The organism is Bradyrhizobium liaoningense (assembly GCF_018130825.1).
Lineage (GTDB): Bacteria > Pseudomonadota > Alphaproteobacteria > Rhizobiales > Xanthobacteraceae > Bradyrhizobium > Bradyrhizobium liaoningense_B.
Map to the genome: position 1 here is coordinate 17,201 of NZ_JAFCJS010000004.1, position 22,333 is coordinate 39,533.

Here is a 22,333-nt window from a genome sequence, read left to right on the forward strand (position 1 = left end):
GGTCCCGGCCTTCGCCGGGACGACGGTGAGGAGATAGCTCGCACGCGCGAACGCATTGCTGGATTGCTTGGCTGCGCTCGCAATGACGATGCGGGACGATGTAGCTTCCTCAACAACATTCTGCATTGCCGCGAGGTCCCATGCCCCTCTACCGCCTGCACTACTTCCCGGAATCCGGCAACAGCTACAAGCTGGCGCTGATGCTGACGCTTTGCGGCGAGACGTTCGAGCCTGTGTGGACCGACTTTGGCGGCGGCGTCACGCGCACTCCGGAGTGGCGCAAGGCCGTCAACGAGATGGGTGAGATTCCCGTGCTCGAAGTGGACGGCGTGAAGATGACGCAGACTGCGCCGCTTCTACTCAAGCTTGCCGAGCAGTACGGACGCTTCGGCGCCGAGACCGAGGACGAGAAGTTCGAGCTGCTGCGCTGGCTGTTCTGGGACAACCACAAGCTCACCGGCTACATGGCGACCTACCGCTTCATGCGGGCTTTCACCGAGAAAAATGATCCGCAGGTGCTGAAGCATTTCCGCCGGCGGCTCGACGATTTTCTCGGCATTCTCGACGGACATCTCCAGCACAACGCCTTCGCGATCGGCGCGAAGCCGACGGTCGCCGATATCTCGATGATGGCCTATTTGCACTATCCCAGCGACGAGCACGGCTTTGATTTCGCGCAGAGCCATCCCGCGATCCACGCCTGGCTCGGCCGCATGGCCGCGCTGCCCGGCTGGAAGCCGGCCTATGAGCTGCTGCCCGGCAAGCGGATGACGAATTACGCGAAGTGAGAGCTTCGATCACCTCAGCGCCAGCCAGCCGAGCGTGAACAGGATCCCGCCGATGATGACGGCCATCGCGACGGCCCAGATGCTGACGCGGACGCTGCCGGTAACCTGCTTGGCTTCCTCATTGCGCGCGATCTCGCGATTGCGCTCCTTGTTGGCTTCGCTCGTATCCGTCATGGGTCATCCAAATCGCTGTTATGGCTAACGCGTCTTGATGAAGCACATGCCGATGCGGCGCGAGGCCGCGGCAGCCTGACAGGTCAAGCCTGTAGCACAGCTCCATGACGTAAAACTCTCATCCCGCGTTCCCGATCCCGCATTTTGCAGGGAACAATGCGCGCCCCAGCCGTCCTGATATTCGGTGCCGGCGAGCTCCGCGCTGCCGCGGGTCTGCGGCCGGCTGGCAAATCCGCGCGAGAAATCAGGGCGTTTGCCCGCGGCGAACGCGGTCAGGATGTCGCGGCGTCGTACCTGGTCGCCGACAAAATGCGGCGAGGCCGGCACGATGGATGAATTGGACGGCTTGTCGGCGAGCCAGTCGACGCCCGGGAAATGGAAGCCGCCGATGCCGCGGGTCTGGTGGCAGCCGGCGCAGGTGACGTCGTTGAGCCGGCGCTGGAAACCCGCGACGGAACGGACGTTCTGCAGGTCCCCGCGCGCGGCAGCCTGCTTCAATGCACCGACCACGTCGCTGTCGGTGAAGACGGGATTGTCCTTGCCCTCCCCTTTTCCTTCCCCTTGCATCATGCCGAACTCCGGCTGCAACGCCGAAGCATCGAGACCCGCCGGCGTCGGCACCACCGCGGCCCTGGCCAAAAATCTCTCGGGGATCAGCACCGTACCGCGGTCGAACTCGCGAAGATTTTCCGGCGCGAGCAGCCACGCCTTGAAATCGCGCCGGAGATCATTGTCCGCAAGGATCCGGTCGCGGTCGATCTGGTTCTCCAGCGTCGATTCCTCGAACGTCCTGGCGGCGGCGTTGTACTTGAACACCTTCAGCAGGTAGTCGGAGCGGAAATCGTGCAGCGCCGATTTCGGTGCGATCGAGACCTGGATGTTGGTCTCGATGCGGTCGAGCATGGCATCGTGAGGATAGAAGCCGCCGCCGATCAGCCCCTGCCAGTCGCCATTGTCGAGCCAGCGCCGCGCGACCTCGGCGCAGCTAACCGGCTTGCCGCTCGCATCCGTCTGGCGCGCATCGCGCGCCTTCATCACCAGGTTGAACGTCATCGGCAGACGCGTCGCCGTCTTGGTCCCGTCCGGCCCGGCGTCGAAACGCGTCAGCCGATAGATCAAGCGGATCTCGCCGCAGGACTCCTCCGACACATAGGCGCGATCCATGCGGTTGACGATGCCGGCCAGGACGAAGCGCGTGTTGGAGGATTTCAGCACGGCCCGATCGAACAGCTGCACGTCAAAACCTTCGCCGACGCCGATGGTCTCGGTCGGATAGGCCGCCTTCTGCTGCGCGACATAGCGCTCGAACTCCGCATCGATCGCGGGCGGGATGTCCTCGAGCTGCGGCAGCCAGGAGAACAGCAGATCGGTCGTCAGCGGAAAGTTCGCGTTGCGCTCCGGCCAGAGCAGGCGCGAAATCGTCAACACATCGTGTTCGTCGAGCTTGCGCAGGAGACCGGGATCGGTGATCGCGGTGCCGCGCGCCAGCTGTGCGTTCTCAGCCGCCGAGAGCGACATGACGCCGCCGAACAACACGACGACAGCAATTAGAATTCGTAACGCGCGGCTCATGCCTGAGGTAACACCGCGCGGGCAGGCCTATTCAAGCAAAAAGGCGCTTCACAGGGAGGTGAAGCGCCTCTTCGAAAGTCGAATATCGAACGCTCAGCGCGCGACGATCAGGCCCTTGCTGGTGACGACAACCCAGCGGCCGTCCTGGCGGCGGATCGCATCGACGCGGCCGACGCCGGGGATCGGGTCGCCGGCATAGACCTCATAGAGGCCGTCGCGGCCCTCGATCAGCGCGCCGCCATTGGCGACGTCGCGCAGCCTCCAGCCTTCGAGCGTCGGCAGGCGGCCGACCTCGGTCTTGGGTACGGCGGGTACGGGTGCCGGTGCGGCAGCCGCGGTCGCAACCTGGGCCGGCGCGATCGACCCGGTGGTCTCCTTGGGCGCCGCGGCGGCGGCCTGAGCGGGAGCCGCAGGCGGCGTGGCGCGGAGCTTGTCGACGGTCTCGGACAGCTTTGCCAGCTTCGCCATCGGCTCGGCCTGCGCCTTCTCGAGCTTGTCGAGACGGTCATTGGCCCGATTGAACTGGCTGAGCCCGGTCTTGGAGCTGTGCTCGACATTCGCCTTGAGCGCGACGAGGTCGGCGTCGATCCGCGCGACGGAGGCATCCAGCGCGCTGGTGTCGGCGACCTGCACCGGCGCGGCCGCCGGGGCGGCGAAATGCATCATCCCTGCGGTCGCGAGCGCGCCGCTGATTGCGCCGACGCCGGCCGCGATTGCCACCACCGCGGCCATGGCGGACAGGCGACGCTTGCTGCCGGTCTCGCGCGGCTCGTCCGCCTTCACATGCGGGGCGAACTCCTCGCGCTCCCAGGCGCGGTCGGCGGGCGGCATGACGATGAGCTTGCCGGGCTTCGGCGCGGGCTTGATTTCGGGCTTGGCTTCAGCCTTGACCTCGGACTTGACGTCGCTCTTGGCTTCGAATTTCGGCACCTCGATCCGCGGCGGCTCGACCTTCGGAGCATCCGCCTTCACCGGATCGGGCTTGGGCGGCGCTTCATGGTCGGGGGCGATCGAGGGGGCGTCGGTACCGGCGGCAACCTCGACGACCTGCGGCGCTGCGGCGTCGACAGCACCGGAATCCTGGGCGGCCTGCTCAGCCATTGGTTCGCTCACGGCTCAAATACTCCAGTCTGGATTGACTTTTTGGTAACTTTCATTGCTTGCGAAATCCTTACCTTCGGACCCGCTTACCGAAATTTTAGGAACTCATCCGGGGCCGAATTTGGCCGGGAACATGGAACCGGTGTGGCGGGCGTCAAACAATTTGTAACCGGGGCAAGATGAACGGCCGCGCAACGGTCAACGCATGGTGCAAATCCCACCCCGTCATCCTGAGGCGCGAGCCATGGGGCGCAACGCGCCGCATGGAGAGCCTCGAAGGATGAACGGCCGGGCTGCAGCCGGGCCGTCGCCCTTCGAGGCTCACTGCGTTCGCGCCTCAGGGTGACGGTGAGAGAGTTGGCCGCGCGGCGTCTACTTCGGTCACATCACCAGCGGCGCATCCGGCAGCTCGTTCGCATGCGGTCCGCCCGGCGGAAAATGCTTTGCCAGCTCCTGCGATACCGCCGCAATTCCGCTGATCACGCCGCGCTCGAACTGGCCCGACCTGAACTCGGACTCCATGGCGCGGCAGATGGTCTCCCAGCCCGCCGCGCCGACCTTCGCGTCGATGCCGCGGTCGGCGATGATCTCGACGTCGCGGTCGGCGAGCAGGAGATAGATCAGGACGCCGTTGTTGTGCGCGGTGTCCCAGATGCGCAAATGCGAAAACAGGTCGAGCGCGCGCTCGCGGGCCGGCTGGTTGCGGAACAGGGGACGGCCGTCGAGCGCGCCCTCGACCACGAAGCGGACCTGGCCGGAATGGGTGGTCTCGCCCTGCCGGATCGCCTGCTCGATGCGGTCGAGCGCGGCTTGCGGGAAGATCTGCTTTGCCCGCCAATGGTGGTGCACGAGATGTCTGGCAATGCGCTTGATGCTCATGACCGCTACCAGCTCCCCGAGGCGCCGCCGCCGCCGAAACTGCCACCGCCACCGCTGAAGCCGCCGCTGTCGCTTGACGATGATCCGCTGCTCCAGCCGCCGGACGAGGAGCCGCTCGACCAGGAACCGCCGCGGGAGCGGCCTGTGCCCGGCGTCATCGCCGAAAACAGATCGGCGACAAATCCGATGATGAAGCCGAGAGCACCGAGCGCGAGGGCGAGTGCGAAAGACCCGAGAATGATCCAGGTCAGCGCCGCGATGATGCCTCCGGTCACGACCGATCCGAGCAATCGTCCCAGCATGGCACGGAAGGCCCCGCCCACGCCGATGGAGGCGAACAGCGTCACGATGAAGAGCGGCGCGAGATCGTCCAGGCTGCCGAAATTCACGGTGGGAGAAGGAACCGGCAATGGCTCGCCGTCGATCACCCGCATCATGCGCTCGACGCCATCGCCGATGCCGCCGGCAAAATCGCCGCTCCTGAACTTGGGTGTGATGATCTCGTCGATGATGCGCCGCGAGGTGACGTCGGTCAGCGCGCCCTCGAGGCCGTAGCCGACCTCGATGCGCAGATGCCGGTCGTTCTTGGCGACGATGAGGATCGCACCGTCGTCGATCTTCTTGCGGCCGATCTTCCAGGCATCCGCAACGCGGATCGAGTACTGCTCGATGGTCTCGGGCTGCGTGGTCGGCACGATCAGCACGGCAATCTGGCTGCCCTTGCGCGTCTCGAAGTCGCGCAGCTTTTGCGTGAGCGTGGCGACGTCGCCGCTGGAGAGCGTGCCGGTCTGGTCGACGACGCGGCCGGTGAGCTGGGGGACGGCGACGTCGGCGAAGGCGGGGAACAACCAGCCAAGCAGCAGCGCGAGTACGACAAGCGCTCGCCGCAACATCTCTGTCATCGCCCGGCTCGACCGGGCGATCCAGTATTCCAGAGACGCCGGCGGACTACGGAGAAGCCGCGGCGTACTGGATTCCCCGCTTTCGCGGGGAATGACAGCGGTGGGCGTGGCGCGCATGGGAAGCTAACGCGCGCTTACTTCGACGGCGCCGGGTTGAAATCCACCTTCGGCGCGATCGATATCTCCTTCTCGTTCTCGACCGAGAAGTTCGGCTTCTCCTTGTAGCCGAACGTCATCGCGGTGAGGTTGGTCGGGAACGAGCGGATGGTGACGTTATAGTCCTGCACCGCCTTGATGTAGCGGTTGCGTGCCACCGTGATGCGGTTCTCGGTACCTTCGAGCTGCGACATCAGGTCCTTGAACAGCGCATCCGACTTCAGCTGCGGGTAGTTCTCGGTGACGACCAGGAGGCGCGAGAGCGCGCTGGAGAGCTCGCCCTGCGCCGCCTGGAATTTCTGGAACGCGGCGGGATCGTTCAGCACCTCCGGCGTCGCCTGGATGCTGCCGACCTTGGCGCGGGCATTGGTGACGCCGAGCAGCACGTCCTTCTCCTGCTGGGCAAAGCCCTTCACCGAATTGACGAGGTTGGGCACGAGATCGGCGCGGCGCTGATACTGGTTCACGACCTCGGACCAGTTGGCCTTGATCTGCTCGTCCCCGCTCTGGATCGCGTTGTAGCCGCAATTGGTCAGACTCAGCGAAGCCAGCGCCGCCAGCACGGTCAGGATCTTGCGCATCAAATTTCTCCCGGTGGAATCCGGCGCAAACTACCAGATTGAGCGCGCGAGACGCCAGACCTCTTGGAGACGCGAAAGGTAGCCGACTGACGCAAGCCCCTTGCCTATCACCGGCCGACATTGTCAACTCGGACAAAATAACAACGTCAACGCCAAGGGAACGCCAAGGGGAACGCGATGAGCTCGTTCGAGACCATCCTCGTGGAGCGGCCGGAGCCGGCGATAATTCGGGTCGTGATGAACCGGCCCGAGGCGCGCAACGCACAAAACCTGCAGATGACCTACGAGCTCAACGCCGCCTTCGATGCGGCAGTGCAGGACGACGCGGTCAAAGTCATCATCCTCGCCGGCAACGGGCCGCATTTCTCATCCGGCCACGATCTGCGCCCCGGCGGGAAAAACACTGCGGGCACGGATTTCCCGCCGATCGGAAATTGGGGCGGCTTCGCCGAGCCCAATGCCCATGGCCGCTTCGCGCGCGAGCAGGAAATCTACCTCCAGATCACGCGGCGCTGGCGCAACCTCGCCAAGCCCACGATTGCCGAGGTGCACGGCAAGTGCATCGCCGGCGGATTGATGCTGGCCTGGGCCTGCGACCTCATCGTCGCCAGCGACGATGCGCAGTTCTGCGACCCTGTCGTCACCATGGGCGTCTGCGGCGTCGAATGGTTCGTGCATCCCTGGGAGCTCGGCCCGCGCAAGGCCAAGGAGTTCTTGTTCACGGCCGACAGCTGGAGCGCGCAGGAGGCGCAGCAGCTTGGCATGGTCAACCAGGTCGTGCCGCGCACGGAGCTGTCGGCGCGCGTGCTGGAGCTGGCGCGGCGGATCGCGTCAAAACCGTCCTTCGCATTGAAGCTGACCAAGGAGGCGGTGAACCGCTCGGTCGACGTGATGGGCCAGCCCGCCGCGATCGACCAGGCCTTTGCGCTGCATCAGCTCTGTCACGCCCATAATCTCCAGGAGTTCGGCATGATCGTCGATCCATCCGGCCTGCATCCCTCCGTGCGCAAGCCGCCGTCGGCCGCGGAGTAGATGCGATGGACCTCAATCTCAGCGACGAGCAACGGCTGCTGCGCGAGAGCGCGGAACGTTTCGCGGCCGAAAGTTACGATGCCGACCACCGCCGCAAGATGGCGAACGATCCGCTCGGATACAGCCCTGATGTCTGGAAACAGTTTGCCGAGCTCGGCTGGCTGGCGCTGCCGATTCCCGAAGAGTTCGGCGGGCTCGGCGCCGGCGCGGTCGAGATCGGCATCTTGATGGAAGCCTTTGGCCGCGGCCTGGTGTCCGAGCCTTACGTTGCGACCGTCGTTCTCGGAGCCGCACTGATCGACAGATGCGGCAGCACGGCGCAGAAGCAGGCGAGCCTGCCCAAGGTCGCCGACGGATCATTGAAGCTCGCGCTTGCGCACTCCGAGCGCGCGGCACGGTTCGATCTCGCCAAGGTCGCGACCACCGCCAACAAGACGGCGCAAGGCTGGCGCCTTGCCGGGAACAAGATTGCCGTGCTCGACGGGCATGCCGCCGACGAGATCATCGTCTCCGCGCTCATCCATGATCATCACGGCCCATCGGGGCGGATCGGTCTGTTCCTGGTGCCGGCGACGGCGCCGAGCCTTGTCATCAGCGACTATCCCCGCCTTGGCGGCGGGCGCGCCTGCAACATCGAACTATCGGACGTGCATCTGCCCGAAGACGCCCTGCTCGGCGACGGACATGACGCGCTGCCCGTGGTCGAATGGGCCATCGACCGCGCCATGGCGGCGCTTGGTGCGGAAGCCGTCGGCATCATGCAGACGCTGCTGGACACCACGCTGGAATACACCAAGATCCGGAAGCAGTTCGGCCGGCCGCTCTCCGCCAATCAGGTGATCCGTCATCGCCTCGCCGACATGGCGATGCAGGTCGACGAGTCGCGTTCGATGGCACTGCGGGCTGCGTTGAAGGTGGATGCTGCGCCGGTCGAACGGGCGCGCGCCGCATCGGGTGCGAAGGCGAAGATCGGCAAATGCGCGCGCTTCGTCGGCGAGCAGTCGATCCAGCTCCACGGCGGCATGGGCGTCACCGAGGAGCTCGAGGTCGGCGCCTATTTCAAGCGGCTGGTCGCCTTCGACACGCTGTTCGGCGGTAGCGCGCATCACTATGCCCGCCACGCGCAGCTCGGCCGCACGGCCTGACACAGGGAGCGCATCATGGACCTCACGTTCAATGCCGAGGAGCGCGCCTTCCAGAGCGAGGTGCGCGGCTTCATCGCCAAGAACCTCACCGACGAGATGAAGCGCGCGACCGCGCTGACGCCGTCGGTGTTCTCCGACCCTGACATCGGCATGGCCTGGCAGCGCGCCCTGCACAGACAGGGCTGGGGCGCGCCGGGCTGGCCGGTCGAATATGGCGGTCCGGACTGGACGCCGGCACAGCGCTGGATTTTCGAGACGGAGTCAGCACGTGCCGGCGTGCCCAATGTCAACGTGATGGGCGTGAAGATGGTCGGGCCCGTCATCATCGGCTTCGGCAGCCCTGAGCAGAAGAACTTTTATTTGCCGCGCATCCTCTCCGGGGAGGATTACTGGTGCCAGGGCTATTCCGAGCCGGGCTCCGGCTCTGACCTCGCCTCGCTGAAGACCCGCGCGGTGCGCGACGGCGACGACTACATCATCAACGGCACCAAGATCTGGACCACGCATGCCCATCACGCCAACCGCATGTTCGCGCTGGTGCGCACCAGCGACGGCGAGCGGCAGCAGGACGGCATCAGCTTCATCCTGATCGACATGAAGACGCCGGGCATCACGACGCGCCCCATCCTCACCATCGGCGGCGACCACGAGGTCAACCAGGTGTTTTTCGACGATGTCCGCGTGCCCGTGGCCAACCGTGTCGGCGAGGAAGGCAAGGGCTGGACCTACGGCAAATATCTGCTCGAGTTCGAGCGCGGCTCCGGCATCGCGTCAGCCAAGCTGCGCGAGGGGTTGAAGGCGATCGCGGATCTTGCCGAGTCGGATTTGACCGGGCGCGCCATCGACAGCCCTGACATCGCGACGCGCATCTCCGAGGTCGAGGTCGACATCGACGCGCTGGAGATGACCGAGCTGCGCGTGCTCTCGGCACTGCAGACCGGGCAGAATCCCGGCGCGGTGTCGTCGATCCTGAAGCTGCGCAATAGCGAGATCCGCCAGGCCGTGACGCGGCTCGGCGTCGATGTGATCGGCCACGACGCCCTCGCGGTCGAGCCGATGCGCCCGCTCTACAGGCTCAACCACGAGCCGGCGACGCCTGAGGACATGCTGACGGTGGTGCCGGAATATCTCAACGGCCGCGCCTACACGATCTTCGGCGGCACATCGGAGATCCAGCGCGACATCATCGCGAAGATGATGCTGGGGATTTGAGACCACCGCACACACCACACACGCGGTGTCGTCCCGGCGAAGGCCGGGACCCATACGCCGGGGAGAAGCTGTGAAGCGCGGCTGGTAACCACCAGCCTTCGCTAAACCGGCTTCGGTGGTTATGGGTCCCGGCCTTCGCCGGGACGACACTGAATTTGCCGCGGCGGCCGAGTGTGACTAACCCGCCTTCGCGTCCCTGATCGCCTGCCAGATCTTCTGCGGCGTCAGGGGCGTGTTCAGCTGGGTGATGCCGAGCTCGGCGAGCGCATCCATCACGCCGTTGGTGACGCAAGGAGGGCCGCCGATGGCGCCGGATTCGCCGCAGCCCTTGGCGCCGAGCGGGTTGGTGCGGCAGGGCGCGGTGTCGTCGAGCGTCACCACGATCGGCGGCACGTCGTCGGCGCGCGGGATGCAGTAATCCTGGTAGCTGGCGGTGAGGAGCTGCCCGTCCGGATCGTAGGAGACGCCTTCATACAGCGCCTGGCCGATGCCTTGCGCGACGCCGCCGTGGATCTGGCCGGTGACCAGCATCGGGTTGACGGCAACGCCGACGTCGTCGACGGTGGTGTAGCGCACGACCTTGGACACGCCGGTCTCGGGGTCGATCTCGACCTCGCAGATATGCGTGCCGTTCGGCCAGCTCGGTCCATCCACCTCGCCTTCGGAATCGACGCTGAGCTTGGCGCCGTTCTCCTTCTCGGCGAGATCGAACAGGCTGATGCGGCGGTCGGTGCCCACCACGGTGAGCATGCCGCCCTGATACTCGATGTCCTCGACCGAGGTCTCCAGCACGTTGGCCGCCTTCTCGCGCGCCTTCTGGATCAGGTCGTTGGAGGAGACCGCCACGGCCGTGCCGCCGACGAACAGCGAGCGCGAGCCGACGCTGCCGAAACCCATGGCCAGATCAGTATCGCCCTGGACGACGTCGATCTTGTCGAGGGGAATGCCGAGCGAGTCGGAGATCATCTGGGTGTAGGTGGTCTGCAGCCCCTGCCCCATCGCCATGGTGCCGGAATGCAGCACGACGCGCCCTTGCGAGGTCGCGTGCAGGCTGACCTTCTCGGTGTGCGCGCGGCCGCCGGTCCATTCGATGTAGGAGGTGAGGCCGCGGCCATAGAGCAGGCCCTTCTTCTTCGCCGCCTTCTTGCGCGCGGCAAAGCCGTCCCAGTCTGCGAGCTTGACGGCACGGTCGAGCATGTGGGCGAAGGCACCGGAATCGTAAACTTGCCCGGCTGCGTTGGTGTAGGGCAGCTGCGCCGGCTTGATGTAGTTCGCTTTGCGAATCGCGCGCGGGTCCATGCCGATCTTTCGCGCGGCGGCGTCGAAGAGACGCTCGACGATGAAGACCGCCTCGGGACGGCCGGCGCCGCGATAGGCACCGACGGGCGCGGTGTGGGTCATCACCGACTGCACCTCGAAATGCACCAGCGGCAGGTCGTAGACGCCGGTCTGCACGAACGGTCCGAGCACCAGCGGAATGATGTTGGCCGCACCCGACGAGTACGCCCCGGTGCAGCCGATCGACTTGACGCGATAGGCCAGCACCTTGCCCTTCTCATCCAGCGCGAAGGAGGCGGTCGAGGTCAGATCGCGGCCGTGGGTGCCGCCGACGAACTCGTCGGTGCGGTCGCCGCGCCAGCGGATCTTCTTGTTCAGCCTGGTCGCGGCATAGGCGACGATGCCGTCCTCGGGATAGAGATTGGTCTTCTGGCCGAAGCCGCCGCCGATGTCGCCGACCAGCACGCGCACGCTGTCCTTCGGACGCTTCAGCACGGCTTCCGCCAGCACGTCGCGTGTCGAGGCCGGCGTCTGCGACTGCACGTGCAGGAGGAGACGGCCGGACTTCTTGTCGATCTCGGCAATGGTCGAGCGCGGCTCCATCGCGGAGGGCACCAGGCGCTGGCTGACGAGACCGAGCTCGACGGTGTGCGCGGCCCTGGCGAAGGCCTCGTCGACCTTGGCGGCATCGCCGTAAGCCATCGCGCCGACGATGTTGTCGGGCGCCTCCGGCCACACCACGGGCGCACCGGGCTTCACCGCCTCGACCGGGTCGACCACCGCGGGCTGGACATCGTATTCCACCACAATCGCCTCGGCCGCGCTCTGCGCCTCGACGCGGGAGGCCGCCACCACGGCCGCGACCGCTTCACCGGCGTAGCGCACGACCTCGTGGGCGAGCAGGCGGCGCGGCGGCACCGTCATCGGCTTGCCGTCGGGGCGCTTGAAGATGCTCAAGGTCGGGATGGCGCCGACGTCGTCCTTGACGAGATCGGCACCGGTGTACACCGCGGTGACGCCCGGCATCGCGGCCGCGGCGCTGGTGTCGATCGAGACGATCTTCGCGTGCGCATGCGGCGAGCGCAGCACGTGCAACCACAGCGCGCCGTCTTCCGGCTTGTCGTCGATGAATTGCCCCTTCCCGGTCAGCAGCCGCTGGTCTTCCAAACGCTTGACGGGCTGGCCCGCTCCGAAACGCAAATTGCCGGGAAGAATGTTCATTCCGTGGGGTCCTCAGGGTCTTTTCGAAATTGCGGGCTGCCTTTTAGCGGATCGATCAGGGGCATGCCAGCCGCGGTTTTGGGCGGGATATGCACGGATTCGGCATGCCCGGGCGTATCGCAGATTCCGTAGGGTGGGCAAAGGCGCGCTCTTCGCGCGCCGTGCCCACCACTCTCAACAACGGGCAAATGGTGGGCACGCTACGCTTTGCCCACCCTACGGCACCGATCGTGTCGGGGATGACGGCTCGCTAATCAAGCTCCCGCAATGCCGCCTCCACGACCTTGCGCGCGTCGGCCGTCAGCGCGGCCTGTGGCGGGACGGGATCGCCGACGTCGTAGCCCTGGATCGCAAGGCCGGCCTTGATGCAGGCGGCGAGGTTGAAGCGGGCGAAGGCCTCGTTGATGCGCCAGAGCCGGCGCTGGAGCGCCATGGCCTCGTCCCAGCGGCCGGCCTTGCAGAGATCGTAGAGCTTAACGCTCTGGCGCGGGATGATGCAGGCCGGGCCGGCCATCCAGCCGAGCCCGCCGATCAGCATCACCGCGGCCGGGATATGGGCGGAGGCCGAGAACACGCGCAAGCCGTCGCCGCAGCGGTTCATGATCGAGAGCAGCCGGCCGGTATTGGTCGAGGCGTCCTTGATGTAGCCGATGCGCGGATGCTCGGCGAGGCGCGCGATGACGTCGAGCGTGAGATCGGAGCGCTGGAATTGCGGATTGGTGTAGATGACGACGGGAATGTCCACGGCATCCGCGATGGCGCGGAAATAGGATTCGACCTGGGCATCGGCGAGCGGGAAATACGCTTCCAGGATCGCGAGGATGCCGTCGGCGCCGAGTTTTTGATAGGCCCTCGCCTGCGCCACCGCATCCGCGGTCGACGTGGAGGCGACGCCGGCCACGACCGGCACGCGGCCCTTCGCGGCCTCGATCGTGGTCTGCACGACCGCGCTCCGCTGCGCGGCATTGAGATAGGCGAACTCGCCGGTCGAACCGAGCGGCGTCAGTCCATGTACGCCGGCGCCGATCAGGTCGTCGCAGAGCTTTGCGAGCACGTTCGTCCGCACCGTGCCGTCGGCATCGACGGGCGAGACGAGGTAGGGGAAGACGCCGTGGAATTCGGACATGTCGGGGGCTCCGGCAGGTGGCACCCCAGAGCTATTAGCAATGCCCGCCCCGGCGATCAAACCTTGAGCAAGCGTACCCGCGTGCCCCAGGGATCGATCGCCTCCACGCCGTTGCTGAGCGCCGTGACGTTCACACCGCCCTTGCGCAGACGCTCCTCCTGGGCTGCGAGAATGCCCTGCTTCTCCGTCACCAGCGAGAACCAGGCGAGGCCGGTCGTGGAATCGTCGCGCTGGCCGGCGCCCTGGCTCTGCCAGACATTCATGCCGAGGTGATGGTGATAGCGGCCCGACGACAGGAACGCCGCGCCGTTACGCTTGCGGGTCGGGTCGAGGCCGACGGTGCCGTGATAGAAGCTCTCGGCCTGCGCGAGATCGCCGACGCGCAGATGCATGTGGCCGACGCGCATTCCGTCCGGCGCCTTGGCGTAATCAGGCACGCGCGTATTGGTCAGCGACAGCAAATCGGGAATGTTGAGCTCGTCGGTCGCCATCTTCACGCTGCCCTCGCTCCACTGCCATTGCGAGGGATCGCGGTCGGCATAGACCTCGATGCCGTTGCCTTCGGGGTCGTCGAGATAGACGGATTCGCTGACGAGGTGATCGGCAAAGCCCGACAGCGGCACGCGATGCGAGGCCGCGTGGACCAGCCATCGCGCGAGGTCCTTCCGGGTCGGCATCAGGAAGGCGGTGTGATAGAGGCCGGCGGCGCTGCGCGATTCAATCGCGGCATCGGGACGGGCCTCCAGCACCAGCAGCGTGATGCCTGCCGTGCCGAGCCTCGCGCCGGTCGCCGAGCGCTCCATCACGGTGAGCCCGATCACGTCGCGGTAGTAGTCCGCGACCTTGTCGAGATTCTTGACCCGGAGCGTGACCATGCCGACCCGCATCGGCGTGCGGCTGGCATAGGTCGGGCCGCCGCCCTGCGGGTTGCCCTCGGCACGCGCCGCGGCTGCGGCCGCCATCGCGAGCGACGTCGCTCCGGCGAGTTGAAGCAGGGCGCGGCGGGTGAGGTCGATGGTCATCAGTCAGGGCTCGCTGAAATCCTTGAGGCCACAGGGCGCAATTTCGGGATTGCTACACGTTCCCGTGAGGCGCTCCCAATCACATGTTCGTCGGCCGTGGTGCTACGGAGGTCCACCCCTGCCGCCTGTTCTGGTCCTGGTTCTGGTCCTGGCCACCCGGCCAGTTTCGCAATCGCCCGCGGCATCCCAGATTGAGGACAACTTACAGGAGCCCGCCATGACCGACTTCAGTCCCCTGTCCTCACTGTCGTCCGCGCTCGCGGAATTGGTGGCGCGCACCGCGCCCTCCGTCGTCTCCGTGCATTCGCATCGCTCCCGCTCAACCGGTTTCGTCTGGAAGAGCGGCCTGATCGTCACCGCCGACGAGGCACTGGCCGACGAGGGCGAGGTCGAGATCGGCCTCGCCGATGGCAGCCGGGTCGCCGCCACGATCGCCGGCCGCGACCATACCACTGATATCGCGCTGCTTCGGGCTGATATCGCCGTTGCACCGGTCAAACTGGCCACCGCGGTCCCAGCGCTCGGCGCATTGTCGATCGTGGTCGCCACCCATCGCGAGACGCCGAGCGCCGCGCTCGGAATGGTGTCGGCGTCCGGCAAGAGCTGGCGCTCCCTGCGCGGCGGCGACATCGATGCCCGGATCGAGCTCGACGTTCGCCTCGGCGGCAGCCAGCAGGGCGGCCTGGCCCTCGACGCATCGGGCGACGCCTTCGGCATGGCCGTGCTCGGGCCGCGGCGGGTGCTGGTGATACCGGCGGCGACGATCGAGCGCGTCGCGCCGCAGCTGGAGGCGCGGGGCCGCATTGCACGCGGATATCTCGGCCTCGGGCTCCAGCCGGTACGCCTCGACGACGGCATCGGCGCGATGGTGATGAATGTCGACAAGGCCGGACCTTCGGCCGCGGCCGGCATCCGCCAGGGCGATGTGATCGTCGCGATCAACGACCAGAAACTGTCGGGCGTGCGCGCGCTGTCGCGGACGCTGGGTCCTGCCAGCGTCGGCGCCGTGGTCGATGTCGCGGTGCGCCGCGGCGGCGAGCCGGTCAGCTTCAAGGTCACGGTCGGCGAGAGGCCGGAGGCGTGAGCGCGGATAAAACGGCCGAGATCGTATTGTCGCTGGAGATCGACGATCCTGCGCTGGCCGATCGCCTGACGGCGCTGCTCGGCAACGTCAGCGGGATTCGCCTCGCCGCCCCCGGCGAGCGGGCCGCCGCGACGGTCGTCGCCCGCGATCCGCGCAGCATGCCCGAAGACATCGCGCTGACGCAGCGGGAGCTCGACGTGTTGGCGCTGATGGCCGAGGGTGCCTCGAACAAGATGATCGCGCGTCAGCTCGGCATCTCCGTGCACACCGTGAAGTTCCATGTCGGCTCGCTGCTGGACAAGCTGGATGCCACCGGCCGCACCGATGCGGTGGCGCATGCGGCGCGTCGCGGCGTGATCGAGCTCTGAGCGGCGTGGATCAATCGAGGGCGGCAATCTGCGCCAGTTCGCGCATGCGGCCCGTGTCGACGATGCGGCCATGGCTGATGACGACGCGCGGAGGGCTGTGGAAGCGCAGCGCCTCGGTGACATCGTCCTGCTCGAGGATGACGAGATTGGCCGCGCAGCCGAGCCCGAGGCCGTAACGCTCCAGGTTGATCGCCGTAGCGGCACGCGTGGTGATCATGTCATAGAGCGTCTCGAACTCGCTCTTCCCGGTCATCCAGAGCAGATGCGAGGCGAGGAACGCCACTTCCAGCATGTTGTTGCGGCCAAGCGGATAATAGGCGTCGGAAATGTCGTCCTGGCCGAGGCAGACATTGATGTCGGCTGCCAGCAGCTCCTTCACGCGCGCATGCAGCGGGCCGTTGTGGGGATTGCTCACGACGCTGACACGGGCGCTCCCGAGCAAGGCCATGAGTTCGCGAAGATAGGATTCGGGATAGAGCGCCATCGCCCGGCAGTGATGCGCGAGCGCCCGGCCCTCGACGCCGCGGGCGATTACCGCGCGCGCCATCATGTCGAGCGTGCGCATAGTGGCGTCGCCGACGTCGTCCAGCAGCATCGAGACCTCGGCGCCATGCTCGGCCGCGAGGTCGAAGCAGAACGCGACATGGCGGCGCATGTCGTCCTCATCGGCTTCGATCCAGGGAATGCCGCCGACGACATCGGCCCCGAGCGCCATCGCCTTGCGCATCAGATCGTCCGCACCGGGCTCGCGAAACAGGCCGTCCTGCGGGAACGCCACGACCTGGATATCGACGATACCGCGAAACTCCTCGCGGATGGCGAGCAGCGCCTTGACGCCTTCGAGCCTGGCCTTGGTGTCGACATCGGCGAAGGCGCGAATGTGGAGATTGCCGTGGAGCGCAGCGAGCGCCACCGCGCGCCGCGCGTTCGGAACGATCCATGACGCGTCGTAATTGTTCTTGACCACCGCGGCGAGCTCGACCGCCTTCGCCGCCTCGCTCATGCCGCCGCCCTGGTAGGCCTCGAGTGCCGCCTCGGACATCATCGGCAGGGTCCAGACCTTGCAGAGATGCAAATGCGGATTAACGAAAGCGGGCGTGACCAGAGCGCCTTTGGCATCGACGAAGGATCGGGCACCGGTCTCCAGCCGGCGGCCGATCGCGGTGATCACACCATCGGTGACGGCGATGTCGACGATCTCGCGGCTGCGCGTGCGGGCGTTGGTGATGACGAGGTCTGGCAGGCGGGACATTGCAGGACTTCCACTCGATACAAGTGCGATCATGCAAGTTGGGTGCCGGTATGCGGAAACCGGAGCTGGACCGTCAGGCCCGGCGCATTGTCATGCAGCGCAATCTCGGCGCCATGAAGGCGCGCGACGGCGGCGACGAGGCTAAGGCCGAGGCCGTTGCCCGGCGTGTAGCGGCTCTGCTCCAGCCGGTAGAAGCGCTTGAAGACGTGGTCGCGCGCCTCGGTGGGAATGCCCGGTCCGTCGTCCGCGATCGCGATCACCGGGCCGCCATCGGCGCTGCGGCAGGTCACCGTCACCTGCCCGCCCTTGCGGCCGTGCTTGATCGCATTGTCGACGAGATTGGCGACGGCATCGAACAAGAGGTCGCGATCGCCCGTGATCGCCACCTCGCGGTCGCCGTCGAGACTGAGGCGGGTTGTGACCTCTTCGGCGGCGGCGTCGTAGAGCTCGACGACCTCGCCGGCGATCTCGGTCAGGTTCAGCGTGCGAAAGGCGCTCCTGCGCGCGCGGGTCTCGATCTCCGAGATCCGCGTGATGGAGGCGAACATGCCGAGCACGGCATCGAGATCGGCGATGGTGTCGCCGATCAGCGCCGCATCGGCCTCGCTGTTGCGCGGGGCGTGATAGGCCTTCTCCAGCCGGCCGCGCATGCGCGTCAGCGGCGTGCGCAGATCGTGGGCGACATTGTCGCTGACCTGCTTGACCTCGCCCATCAGCGTCTCGATGCGGTCGAGCATCTGGTTGAGGTTTTCGGCGACGCGGTCCCACTCGTCGTGGCTGCCGCGCAGCGGGATGCGCCGGTCGAGGCCGGACAGCATGATGGCGCGGCTGGTGGCGTTGATCTCCTCGATCCGGCCGACCGTTCGCCGCGTCACCAGCACCGCAGCAAGTCCGGCAAGGGCGAGCAGCAGCACGGCGACCGCGACCATCGCCAGCTCGATCATGCCGGTGAAGCCTTCATGATCGACGGCAGTGCCGAGCCGGCGATCCACATAGGCGAGCGTTCCGACATAGACGTAGGCCATGATCGCCGCGACGATCAGCCCGAATGCCGCGATCGCCATCAGCGCCAGGCGGAAGGTCGAGGAGCGGAGCGTCTTAGCCAGGAGCACGGAGGCAATATCCGATGCCGCGGATGGTGTGGATCAGCGGATAGGCCTGGGCATCATCGACCTTGCGGCGGACGCGGCCGACATAGACGTCGATGATGTTGGTGGAGGGATCGAAATGCAGGTCCCAGACGTGCTGGAGCAGCATCGCGCGGGAGACGACGCGGCCCTCGTTGCGGACGAGATATTCGAGCAGCTGGAATTCGCGCGGCAACAGCGGAATCTTGCGGCCGCGGCGGGAGGCGCTGCGTGCGATCAGGTCGATGGCGAGGTCGCCGACGCGCAGGACCGTCTCCTTGGCGACGGTTTCGCTACGGCGTCCGAGCGCTTCCAGGCGCGCCAATAGCTCGACGAAGGAGAACGGCTTGACCAGATAGTCGTCGCCGCCGGCGCGCAGGCCGCGGACGCGATCGTCGACCTCGCCGAGCGCGGAGATGATCAGGAAGGGGGCGGCGATGCCGTCGTCGCGCAATTGGCGCATCACGGCGATGCCGTCGATGTCGGGCAGCATGCGGTCGATGGTGATCACGGCATAGTCGCGCGCAGCGCCGTGGCTCAGGGCCTCGCGCCCGGTGGCGGCGAGATCGACGTCATAACCCGAGGTTGTCAGCTCCTCGACGAGCTGGCCTGCGGTTTCCGGATCGTCCTCGACGACCAGGATGCGGCGGTGACCTCCGGTCATGCAAAACTCCGCGCGACGATCGCCACCAGACTATCCCGTTCCGGGGCTGAGCGGAACTGCCCGATGGCGATCGCGACAATGGTGCGGGTACGGCGATGCGACTACCAATAGTCTCCGCACACATTGACCCATTGCCAGCCATAGGGCGTCCAGCCCCTGCGCCAGCAGCCGTCGTCGTAATAATTGGCATAGTTGGCATAGAGGAACGGCGCACCGACGAAAGCGAACCGGTTGAAGCGGTGACGGTGGAAGAAGGCATGGCGGCCAATGAACGGCCTGCCGTGCCAGCCGGCGCCGGCGAAGCGCGGTCCAAAGGCGGCGCGGGTCGCCAGCGGAGCTGCGGCAAAGCGGGGTCCGATGGCGGCGCGGGCGGCCATTGGCGAACCGACGAAGCGGGCACCACCGAAATGAGCGCCGCCCATCCCGCCAAATCGCATGCCCCCGCCACCCATGCCGCCGCCACCGACATGCATGCCGCCACCACCGAAGTGACCACCGCCGCCAAAGCCGCCATGGCCACCACCGCCGAAGCCGCCGTGACCTCCGCCACCCATGCCGCCACGGGCAAGCACTGGTGAAGCGAGCGCCATCGCTGCGGCGAGCGTCACCGCAGTGAGGCCTTTGAGAAGCCTGTTGTTCATCGAAGCGTCCTCCTTGCAGTGCGGCGGTGAGCGCGCCGCACGAGGACGAACAGATGAGGAGAACAGGCAGGCGTCTTCAACTTACAAATGCGCCAGATTCTGACGCCGGTGTTAGGTACGCGCCGGTCTGTCACTCCCTCTCCCCATTCTTACGGGGCCGCGACGAGCTTCGCTGAGGGCGGGGTGAGGGGGGCTTCCGCGAATTCGATTTGAGTGGGGATTGCCGATGCGCGGGAGTCGGATGGAGCGTTGATCTGGCCGACAGTTTGCCCTGCCCCTCACCCGGAATCCGCGCTGCGCGCGAATTCCGACCTCTCCCCGCACAGAGCGGGGAGAGGTTAAAGACTCACGCCCGCCTGCCGCTCTTCTCCGCGGCGCGACGCATCGCTTCCGCAAGCGCGCCGCCGCCGGAGGATTCCTGCTTGCGCGGCGCGGACGAGGTCATGCGGCTGGCGTTGCGCGAGCCGTTGTCGCGCTGCATGCCGGGGGCGTCCTTCTTGGCGCCGACCTCGTCGTCGAGCCGCAGGGTCAGCGAGATGCGCTTGCGGGCGACCTCGAAGTCCAGCACCTTCACCTTGACGATGTCGCCGGGCTTCACCACTTCGCGCGGATCCTTGATGAAATTCTTCGACATCGCCGAGATGTGCACGAGCCCGTCCTGATGCACACCGATATCGACGAAGGCGCCGAAGGCGGCGACGTTGGTCACGGTGCCCTCGAGGATCATGCCCTTCTTCAGGTCCTTGATCTCCTCGACGCCCTCCTTGAACACGGCAGCCTTGAACGCCGGTCGCGGGTCGCGGCCGGGCTTTTCCAACTCGCGCAGGATGTCGGTCACGGTCGGCAGACCGAAGGTCTCGTCGACGAAATCCTTCGGCCTCAAGGTGCGCACGATCTCGCTGCTGCCGATCAGCGCCTTGATGTCGCTCTTGGTCGCCTCGAGAATCCGCCGCACCACCGGATAGGCTTCGGGATGCACGCCGGAGGCATCGAGCGGGTCCTCGCCGCCGAGGATGCGCAAAAAGCCCGCGCACTGCTCGAACGCCTTCGGCCCGAGCCGCGGCACGTCCTTGAGCGCCTTGCGCGACTTGAACGGGCCGTTGGCGTCGCGATGCGCCACGATGCTCTGGGCAAGGCCGGAGCCGACACCCGACACGCGCGCGAGCAGCGGCGCGGAGGCGGTGTTGACGTCGACGCCGACGGCGTTCACGCAGTCTTCGACCACGGCATCGAGCGACTTGGCGAGCTTGGCCTGGCCGAGGTCGTGCTGATACTGGCCGACGCCGATCGCCTTCGGCTCGATCTTGACGAGTTCGGCGAGCGGATCCTGCAGGCGCCGCGCGATCGAGACCGCGCCGCGCAGGGTGACGTCGAGGCCGGGCAGTTCCTCCGAGGCGAAGGCCGAGGCCGAATAGACCGACGCGCCGGCTTCCGACACCACGATCTTGTTCATCTTCAGCTCAGCCAGGCCCTTGACGAGATCGCCTGCGAGCTTGTCGGTTTCGCGGGAGGCGGTGCCGTTGCCGATCGCGATCAACTCGACGCGATGCTTCAGCGCAAGCTTGCCGAGGATCGCGAGCGACTCGTTCCATTGCCGCTGCGGCTCGTGCGGATAGATCACGGCGGTATCGACCACCTTGCCGGTCGCATCGGTAACAGCGACCTTGACGCCGGTGCGGTAGCCGGGATCGAGACCCATGGTGGCGCGGGTGCCGGCCGGTGCCGCCAGCAGCAGGTCGCGCAAATTGGAGGCGAACACGCGGACGGCTTCGGTTTCGGCCGCATTCCACAGCCGCATGCGCAGGTCGATGTTGAGATGCACCTGGATCTTGGTGCGCCAGGCCCAGCGCACGGTGTCGATCAGCCAGCGGTCGCCGGCTCGCTTGAGGTCGGCGATGCCGAAGCGCTTCATGATCTTGAATTCGTAGGCGCTGGGCACGCCGGGCGGCGGCGCCTCGGCCTCGGGCTGAATCTGGAGATCGAGGATCTCCTCCTTCTCGCCGCGGAACATCGCGAGGATGCGGTGCGACGGCAGCCTGGTCAGCGGCTCGGAGAAATCGAAATAGTCGGCGAATTTTTCGCCCTCGGTCTTCTTGCCGTCGCGCACCTTGGAAGCCATGCGCGCGTTGGTCCACATCTCCTCACGAAGCGCGCCGATCAGGTCGGCGTCCTCGTCGAAGCGTTCGACCAGGATGGCGCGGGCGCCGTCGAGCGCGGCGGCGGCATCGGCGACGCCCTTCTCGGCGTTGATGAAGCCTTCCGCCACGACCTTGGGATCGTTGCCGGGCTCGGCGATGAGCTGATTGGCGAGCGGCTCGAGGCCGGCTTCCTTGGCGATCTCGGCCTTGGTGCGGCGCTTCGGCTTGAACGGCAGATAGATATCTTCGAGGCGCGCCTTGCTGTCGGCGGCCATGATGGTGGCTTCCAGCGCGGCATCGAGCTTGCCCTGCTCGCGGACCGATTCGAGGATGGCCTTGCGGCGGTCCTCGAGCTCGCGCAGGTAGACCAGGCGCTCCTCCAGGGTGCGCAATTGCGCGTCGTCGAGCGCACCGGTCGCTTCCTTGCGGTAGCGGGCGATGAAGGGAACCGTGGCGCCGCCGTCGAGCAGCGTCACCGCCGCCTCGACCTGCTCCGCCCGAACCCCAAGCTCCTGCGCAATTTTCTGGTTGATATTTGCCACGCGAGAATCCCTCTATCCAAGCACGCGACGCGGGGGCGAACCACCGACCGCGGGACGCCGCTTATGGACCAACCAAGGTTGATTCATCAAGGTGCGGCGCGCAACCGTCGACAGAGGATTTTTTTGCTGGATCGATGCGATCTCGCCACATTCGTGGGGATGGCAAGGCTTCTCTCGCGTCGCGGCAGACCAAATGGCCGTCCCGTCATCCTGAGGTGCGAACGCCGCAGCGCGCATGGCACTGCGGAGGAAACCTCGAAGGATGAACGGCCGAGATGCAGCCGGGCCGTCGCCCCTCGAGGCTCGCCGAAGAGGCGAGCACCTCAGG

Annotated in this window: 20 protein-coding genes; 6 read left to right on the forward strand and 14 right to left on the reverse strand. The window is 66.4% G+C overall.

Annotated features, from left to right (window positions below):
• Nucleotides 1-140 precede the first annotated feature (140 nt).
• Nucleotides 141-788: a glutathione S-transferase family protein gene (locus tag JQ603_RS18665; RefSeq protein WP_212341589.1), complete on the forward strand. Its 648-nt coding sequence runs from the start codon at nt 141-143 to the stop codon at nt 786-788.
• A gap of 9 nt (nt 789-797) precedes the next feature.
• Here JQ603_RS18665 and JQ603_RS18670 read toward each other — a convergent pair whose 3' ends face one another.
• The 6 genes from JQ603_RS18670 to JQ603_RS18695 form a co-directional block, all read right to left on the reverse strand.
• On the reverse strand, nt 798-962 hold the full coding sequence (locus tag JQ603_RS18670) for a hypothetical protein (RefSeq protein WP_212341591.1): 165 nt from the start codon (nt 960-962) through the stop codon (nt 798-800).
• A 24-nt stretch (nt 963-986) separates the two neighbouring features.
• On the reverse strand, nt 987-2,534 hold the full coding sequence (locus tag JQ603_RS18675; RefSeq protein WP_212341593.1) for a hypothetical protein: 1,548 nt from the start codon (nt 2,532-2,534) through the stop codon (nt 987-989).
• A 93-nt stretch (nt 2,535-2,627) separates the two neighbouring features.
• The gene (locus JQ603_RS18680) at nt 2,628-3,635 is read right to left on the reverse strand and encodes a hypothetical protein (RefSeq protein ID WP_212341594.1); all 1,008 of its coding nucleotides are present in this window, start codon (nt 3,633-3,635) and stop codon (nt 2,628-2,630) included.
• Between the two features lie 381 nt (nt 3,636-4,016).
• Nucleotides 4,017-4,514: a TPM domain-containing protein gene (locus tag JQ603_RS18685; protein WP_212341595.1), complete on the reverse strand. Its 498-nt coding sequence runs from the start codon at nt 4,512-4,514 to the stop codon at nt 4,017-4,019.
• Between the two features lie 5 nt (nt 4,515-4,519).
• On the reverse strand, nt 4,520-5,416 hold the full coding sequence (locus JQ603_RS18690; RefSeq protein WP_212341596.1) for a TPM domain-containing protein: 897 nt from the start codon (nt 5,414-5,416) through the stop codon (nt 4,520-4,522).
• Nucleotides 5,417-5,550: 134 nt separating this feature from the next.
• Complete coding sequence (locus JQ603_RS18695; protein ID WP_212341597.1) at nt 5,551-6,153, reverse strand: LemA family protein; 603 nt, start codon at nt 6,151-6,153, stop codon at nt 5,551-5,553.
• Between the two features lie 177 nt (nt 6,154-6,330).
• Between JQ603_RS18695 and JQ603_RS18700 the strand changes: the two genes are divergently transcribed.
• From JQ603_RS18700 to JQ603_RS18710, 3 genes are read left to right on the forward strand one after another with little or no spacing between them, the layout of a single operon-like run.
• Nucleotides 6,331-7,185: an enoyl-CoA hydratase gene (locus JQ603_RS18700; protein WP_212341598.1), complete on the forward strand. Its 855-nt coding sequence runs from the start codon at nt 6,331-6,333 to the stop codon at nt 7,183-7,185.
• 5 nt (nt 7,186-7,190) lie between these two features.
• A complete protein-coding gene (locus JQ603_RS18705; RefSeq protein ID WP_212341599.1) occupies nt 7,191-8,330 on the forward strand; it encodes an acyl-CoA dehydrogenase family protein in 1,140 nt (379 codons plus the stop codon).
• A gap of 15 nt (nt 8,331-8,345) precedes the next feature.
• Nucleotides 8,346-9,542: an acyl-CoA dehydrogenase family protein gene (locus JQ603_RS18710; protein ID WP_212341601.1), complete on the forward strand. Its 1,197-nt coding sequence runs from the start codon at nt 8,346-8,348 to the stop codon at nt 9,540-9,542.
• A 177-nt stretch (nt 9,543-9,719) separates the two neighbouring features.
• Here JQ603_RS18710 and JQ603_RS18715 read toward each other — a convergent pair whose 3' ends face one another.
• The 3 genes from JQ603_RS18715 to JQ603_RS18725 form a co-directional block, all read right to left on the reverse strand.
• On the reverse strand, nt 9,720-12,041 hold the full coding sequence (locus tag JQ603_RS18715; RefSeq protein ID WP_212341603.1) for a xanthine dehydrogenase family protein molybdopterin-binding subunit: 2,322 nt from the start codon (nt 12,039-12,041) through the stop codon (nt 9,720-9,722).
• Between the two features lie 250 nt (nt 12,042-12,291).
• Nucleotides 12,292-13,167 (reverse strand): dihydrodipicolinate synthase family protein, encoded by an 876-nt coding sequence (locus tag JQ603_RS18720; RefSeq protein WP_212341605.1) that lies wholly within the window; start codon nt 13,165-13,167, stop codon nt 12,292-12,294.
• Nucleotides 13,168-13,223: 56 nt separating this feature from the next.
• Nucleotides 13,224-14,189, reverse strand: a complete 966-nt coding sequence (locus JQ603_RS18725) for a VOC family protein (protein ID WP_212341607.1) — start codon at nt 14,187-14,189, stop codon at nt 13,224-13,226.
• Between the two features lie 217 nt (nt 14,190-14,406).
• Between JQ603_RS18725 and JQ603_RS18730 the strand changes: the two genes are divergently transcribed.
• Nucleotides 14,407-15,273 carry a S1C family serine protease gene (locus JQ603_RS18730; RefSeq protein ID WP_212341609.1) on the forward strand — a complete coding sequence of 289 codons (867 nt, stop codon included), beginning with the start codon at nt 14,407-14,409 and terminating at the stop codon, nt 15,271-15,273.
• The gene (locus JQ603_RS18735) at nt 15,270-15,641 is read left to right on the forward strand and encodes a response regulator transcription factor (protein ID WP_212341611.1); all 372 of its coding nucleotides are present in this window, start codon (nt 15,270-15,272) and stop codon (nt 15,639-15,641) included. The genes JQ603_RS18730 and JQ603_RS18735 overlap by 4 nt, the downstream gene beginning before the upstream one ends.
• Nucleotides 15,642-15,651: 10 nt before the next feature.
• Here the strand turns inward: JQ603_RS18735 and JQ603_RS18740 are convergent, their stop codons facing one another.
• From JQ603_RS18740 to JQ603_RS18760, 5 genes are all read right to left on the reverse strand, one after another.
• Nucleotides 15,652-16,893 (reverse strand): amidohydrolase family protein, encoded by a 1,242-nt coding sequence (locus JQ603_RS18740; RefSeq protein ID WP_245003721.1) that lies wholly within the window; start codon nt 16,891-16,893, stop codon nt 15,652-15,654.
• A gap of 29 nt (nt 16,894-16,922) precedes the next feature.
• Nucleotides 16,923-18,005 carry a sensor histidine kinase gene (locus JQ603_RS18745; protein WP_212341615.1) on the reverse strand — a complete coding sequence of 361 codons (1,083 nt, stop codon included), beginning with the start codon at nt 18,003-18,005 and terminating at the stop codon, nt 16,923-16,925.
• Nucleotides 17,992-18,684 carry a response regulator transcription factor gene (locus JQ603_RS18750; RefSeq protein ID WP_212341617.1) on the reverse strand — a complete coding sequence of 231 codons (693 nt, stop codon included), beginning with the start codon at nt 18,682-18,684 and terminating at the stop codon, nt 17,992-17,994. Before JQ603_RS18750 ends, JQ603_RS18745 begins: the two co-directional genes overlap by 14 nt.
• A 101-nt stretch (nt 18,685-18,785) precedes the next feature.
• Nucleotides 18,786-19,325 carry a hypothetical protein gene (locus tag JQ603_RS18755; protein ID WP_212341619.1) on the reverse strand — a complete coding sequence of 180 codons (540 nt, stop codon included), beginning with the start codon at nt 19,323-19,325 and terminating at the stop codon, nt 18,786-18,788.
• 346 nt (nt 19,326-19,671) lie between these two features.
• Entirely contained in the window at nt 19,672-22,005 is a 2,334-nt protein-coding gene (locus JQ603_RS18760; RefSeq protein ID WP_212341620.1) for a Tex family protein, read from the reverse strand.
• Nucleotides 22,006-22,333: the final 328 nt, after the last annotated feature.

What these genes read in the sequence shown, in the direction of transcription:
- JQ603_RS18665 (WP_212341589.1), top strand. Translation starts at nt 141, where the DNA reads ATGCCCCTCTACCGCCTGCACTACTTCCCGGAATCCGGCAACAGCTAC.
- JQ603_RS18670 (WP_212341591.1), bottom strand. Translation starts at nt 962, where the DNA reads ATGACGGATACGAGCGAAGCCAACAAGGAGCGCAATCGCGAGATCGCG.
- JQ603_RS18675 (WP_212341593.1), bottom strand. Translation starts at nt 2,534, where the DNA reads ATGAGCCGCGCGTTACGAATTCTAATTGCTGTCGTCGTGTTGTTCGGC.
- JQ603_RS18680 (WP_212341594.1), bottom strand. Translation starts at nt 3,635, where the DNA reads ATGGCTGAGCAGGCCGCCCAGGATTCCGGTGCTGTCGACGCCGCAGCG.
- JQ603_RS18685 (WP_212341595.1), bottom strand. Translation starts at nt 4,514, where the DNA reads ATGAGCATCAAGCGCATTGCCAGACATCTCGTGCACCACCATTGGCGG.
- JQ603_RS18690 (WP_212341596.1), bottom strand. Translation starts at nt 5,416, where the DNA reads ATGACAGAGATGTTGCGGCGAGCGCTTGTCGTACTCGCGCTGCTGCTT.
- JQ603_RS18695 (WP_212341597.1), bottom strand. Translation starts at nt 6,153, where the DNA reads ATGCGCAAGATCCTGACCGTGCTGGCGGCGCTGGCTTCGCTGAGTCTG.
- JQ603_RS18700 (WP_212341598.1), top strand. Translation starts at nt 6,331, where the DNA reads ATGAGCTCGTTCGAGACCATCCTCGTGGAGCGGCCGGAGCCGGCGATA.
- JQ603_RS18705 (WP_212341599.1), top strand. Translation starts at nt 7,191, where the DNA reads ATGGACCTCAATCTCAGCGACGAGCAACGGCTGCTGCGCGAGAGCGCG.
- JQ603_RS18710 (WP_212341601.1), top strand. Translation starts at nt 8,346, where the DNA reads ATGGACCTCACGTTCAATGCCGAGGAGCGCGCCTTCCAGAGCGAGGTG.
- JQ603_RS18715 (WP_212341603.1), bottom strand. Translation starts at nt 12,041, where the DNA reads ATGAACATTCTTCCCGGCAATTTGCGTTTCGGAGCGGGCCAGCCCGTC.
- JQ603_RS18720 (WP_212341605.1), bottom strand. Translation starts at nt 13,167, where the DNA reads ATGTCCGAATTCCACGGCGTCTTCCCCTACCTCGTCTCGCCCGTCGAT.
- JQ603_RS18725 (WP_212341607.1), bottom strand. Translation starts at nt 14,189, where the DNA reads ATGACCATCGACCTCACCCGCCGCGCCCTGCTTCAACTCGCCGGAGCG.
- JQ603_RS18730 (WP_212341609.1), top strand. Translation starts at nt 14,407, where the DNA reads ATGACCGACTTCAGTCCCCTGTCCTCACTGTCGTCCGCGCTCGCGGAA.
- JQ603_RS18740 (WP_245003721.1), bottom strand. Translation starts at nt 16,893, where the DNA reads ATGTCCCGCCTGCCAGACCTCGTCATCACCAACGCCCGCACGCGCAGC.
- JQ603_RS18750 (WP_212341617.1), bottom strand. Translation starts at nt 18,684, where the DNA reads ATGACCGGAGGTCACCGCCGCATCCTGGTCGTCGAGGACGATCCGGAA.
- JQ603_RS18755 (WP_212341619.1), bottom strand. Translation starts at nt 19,325, where the DNA reads ATGAACAACAGGCTTCTCAAAGGCCTCACTGCGGTGACGCTCGCCGCA.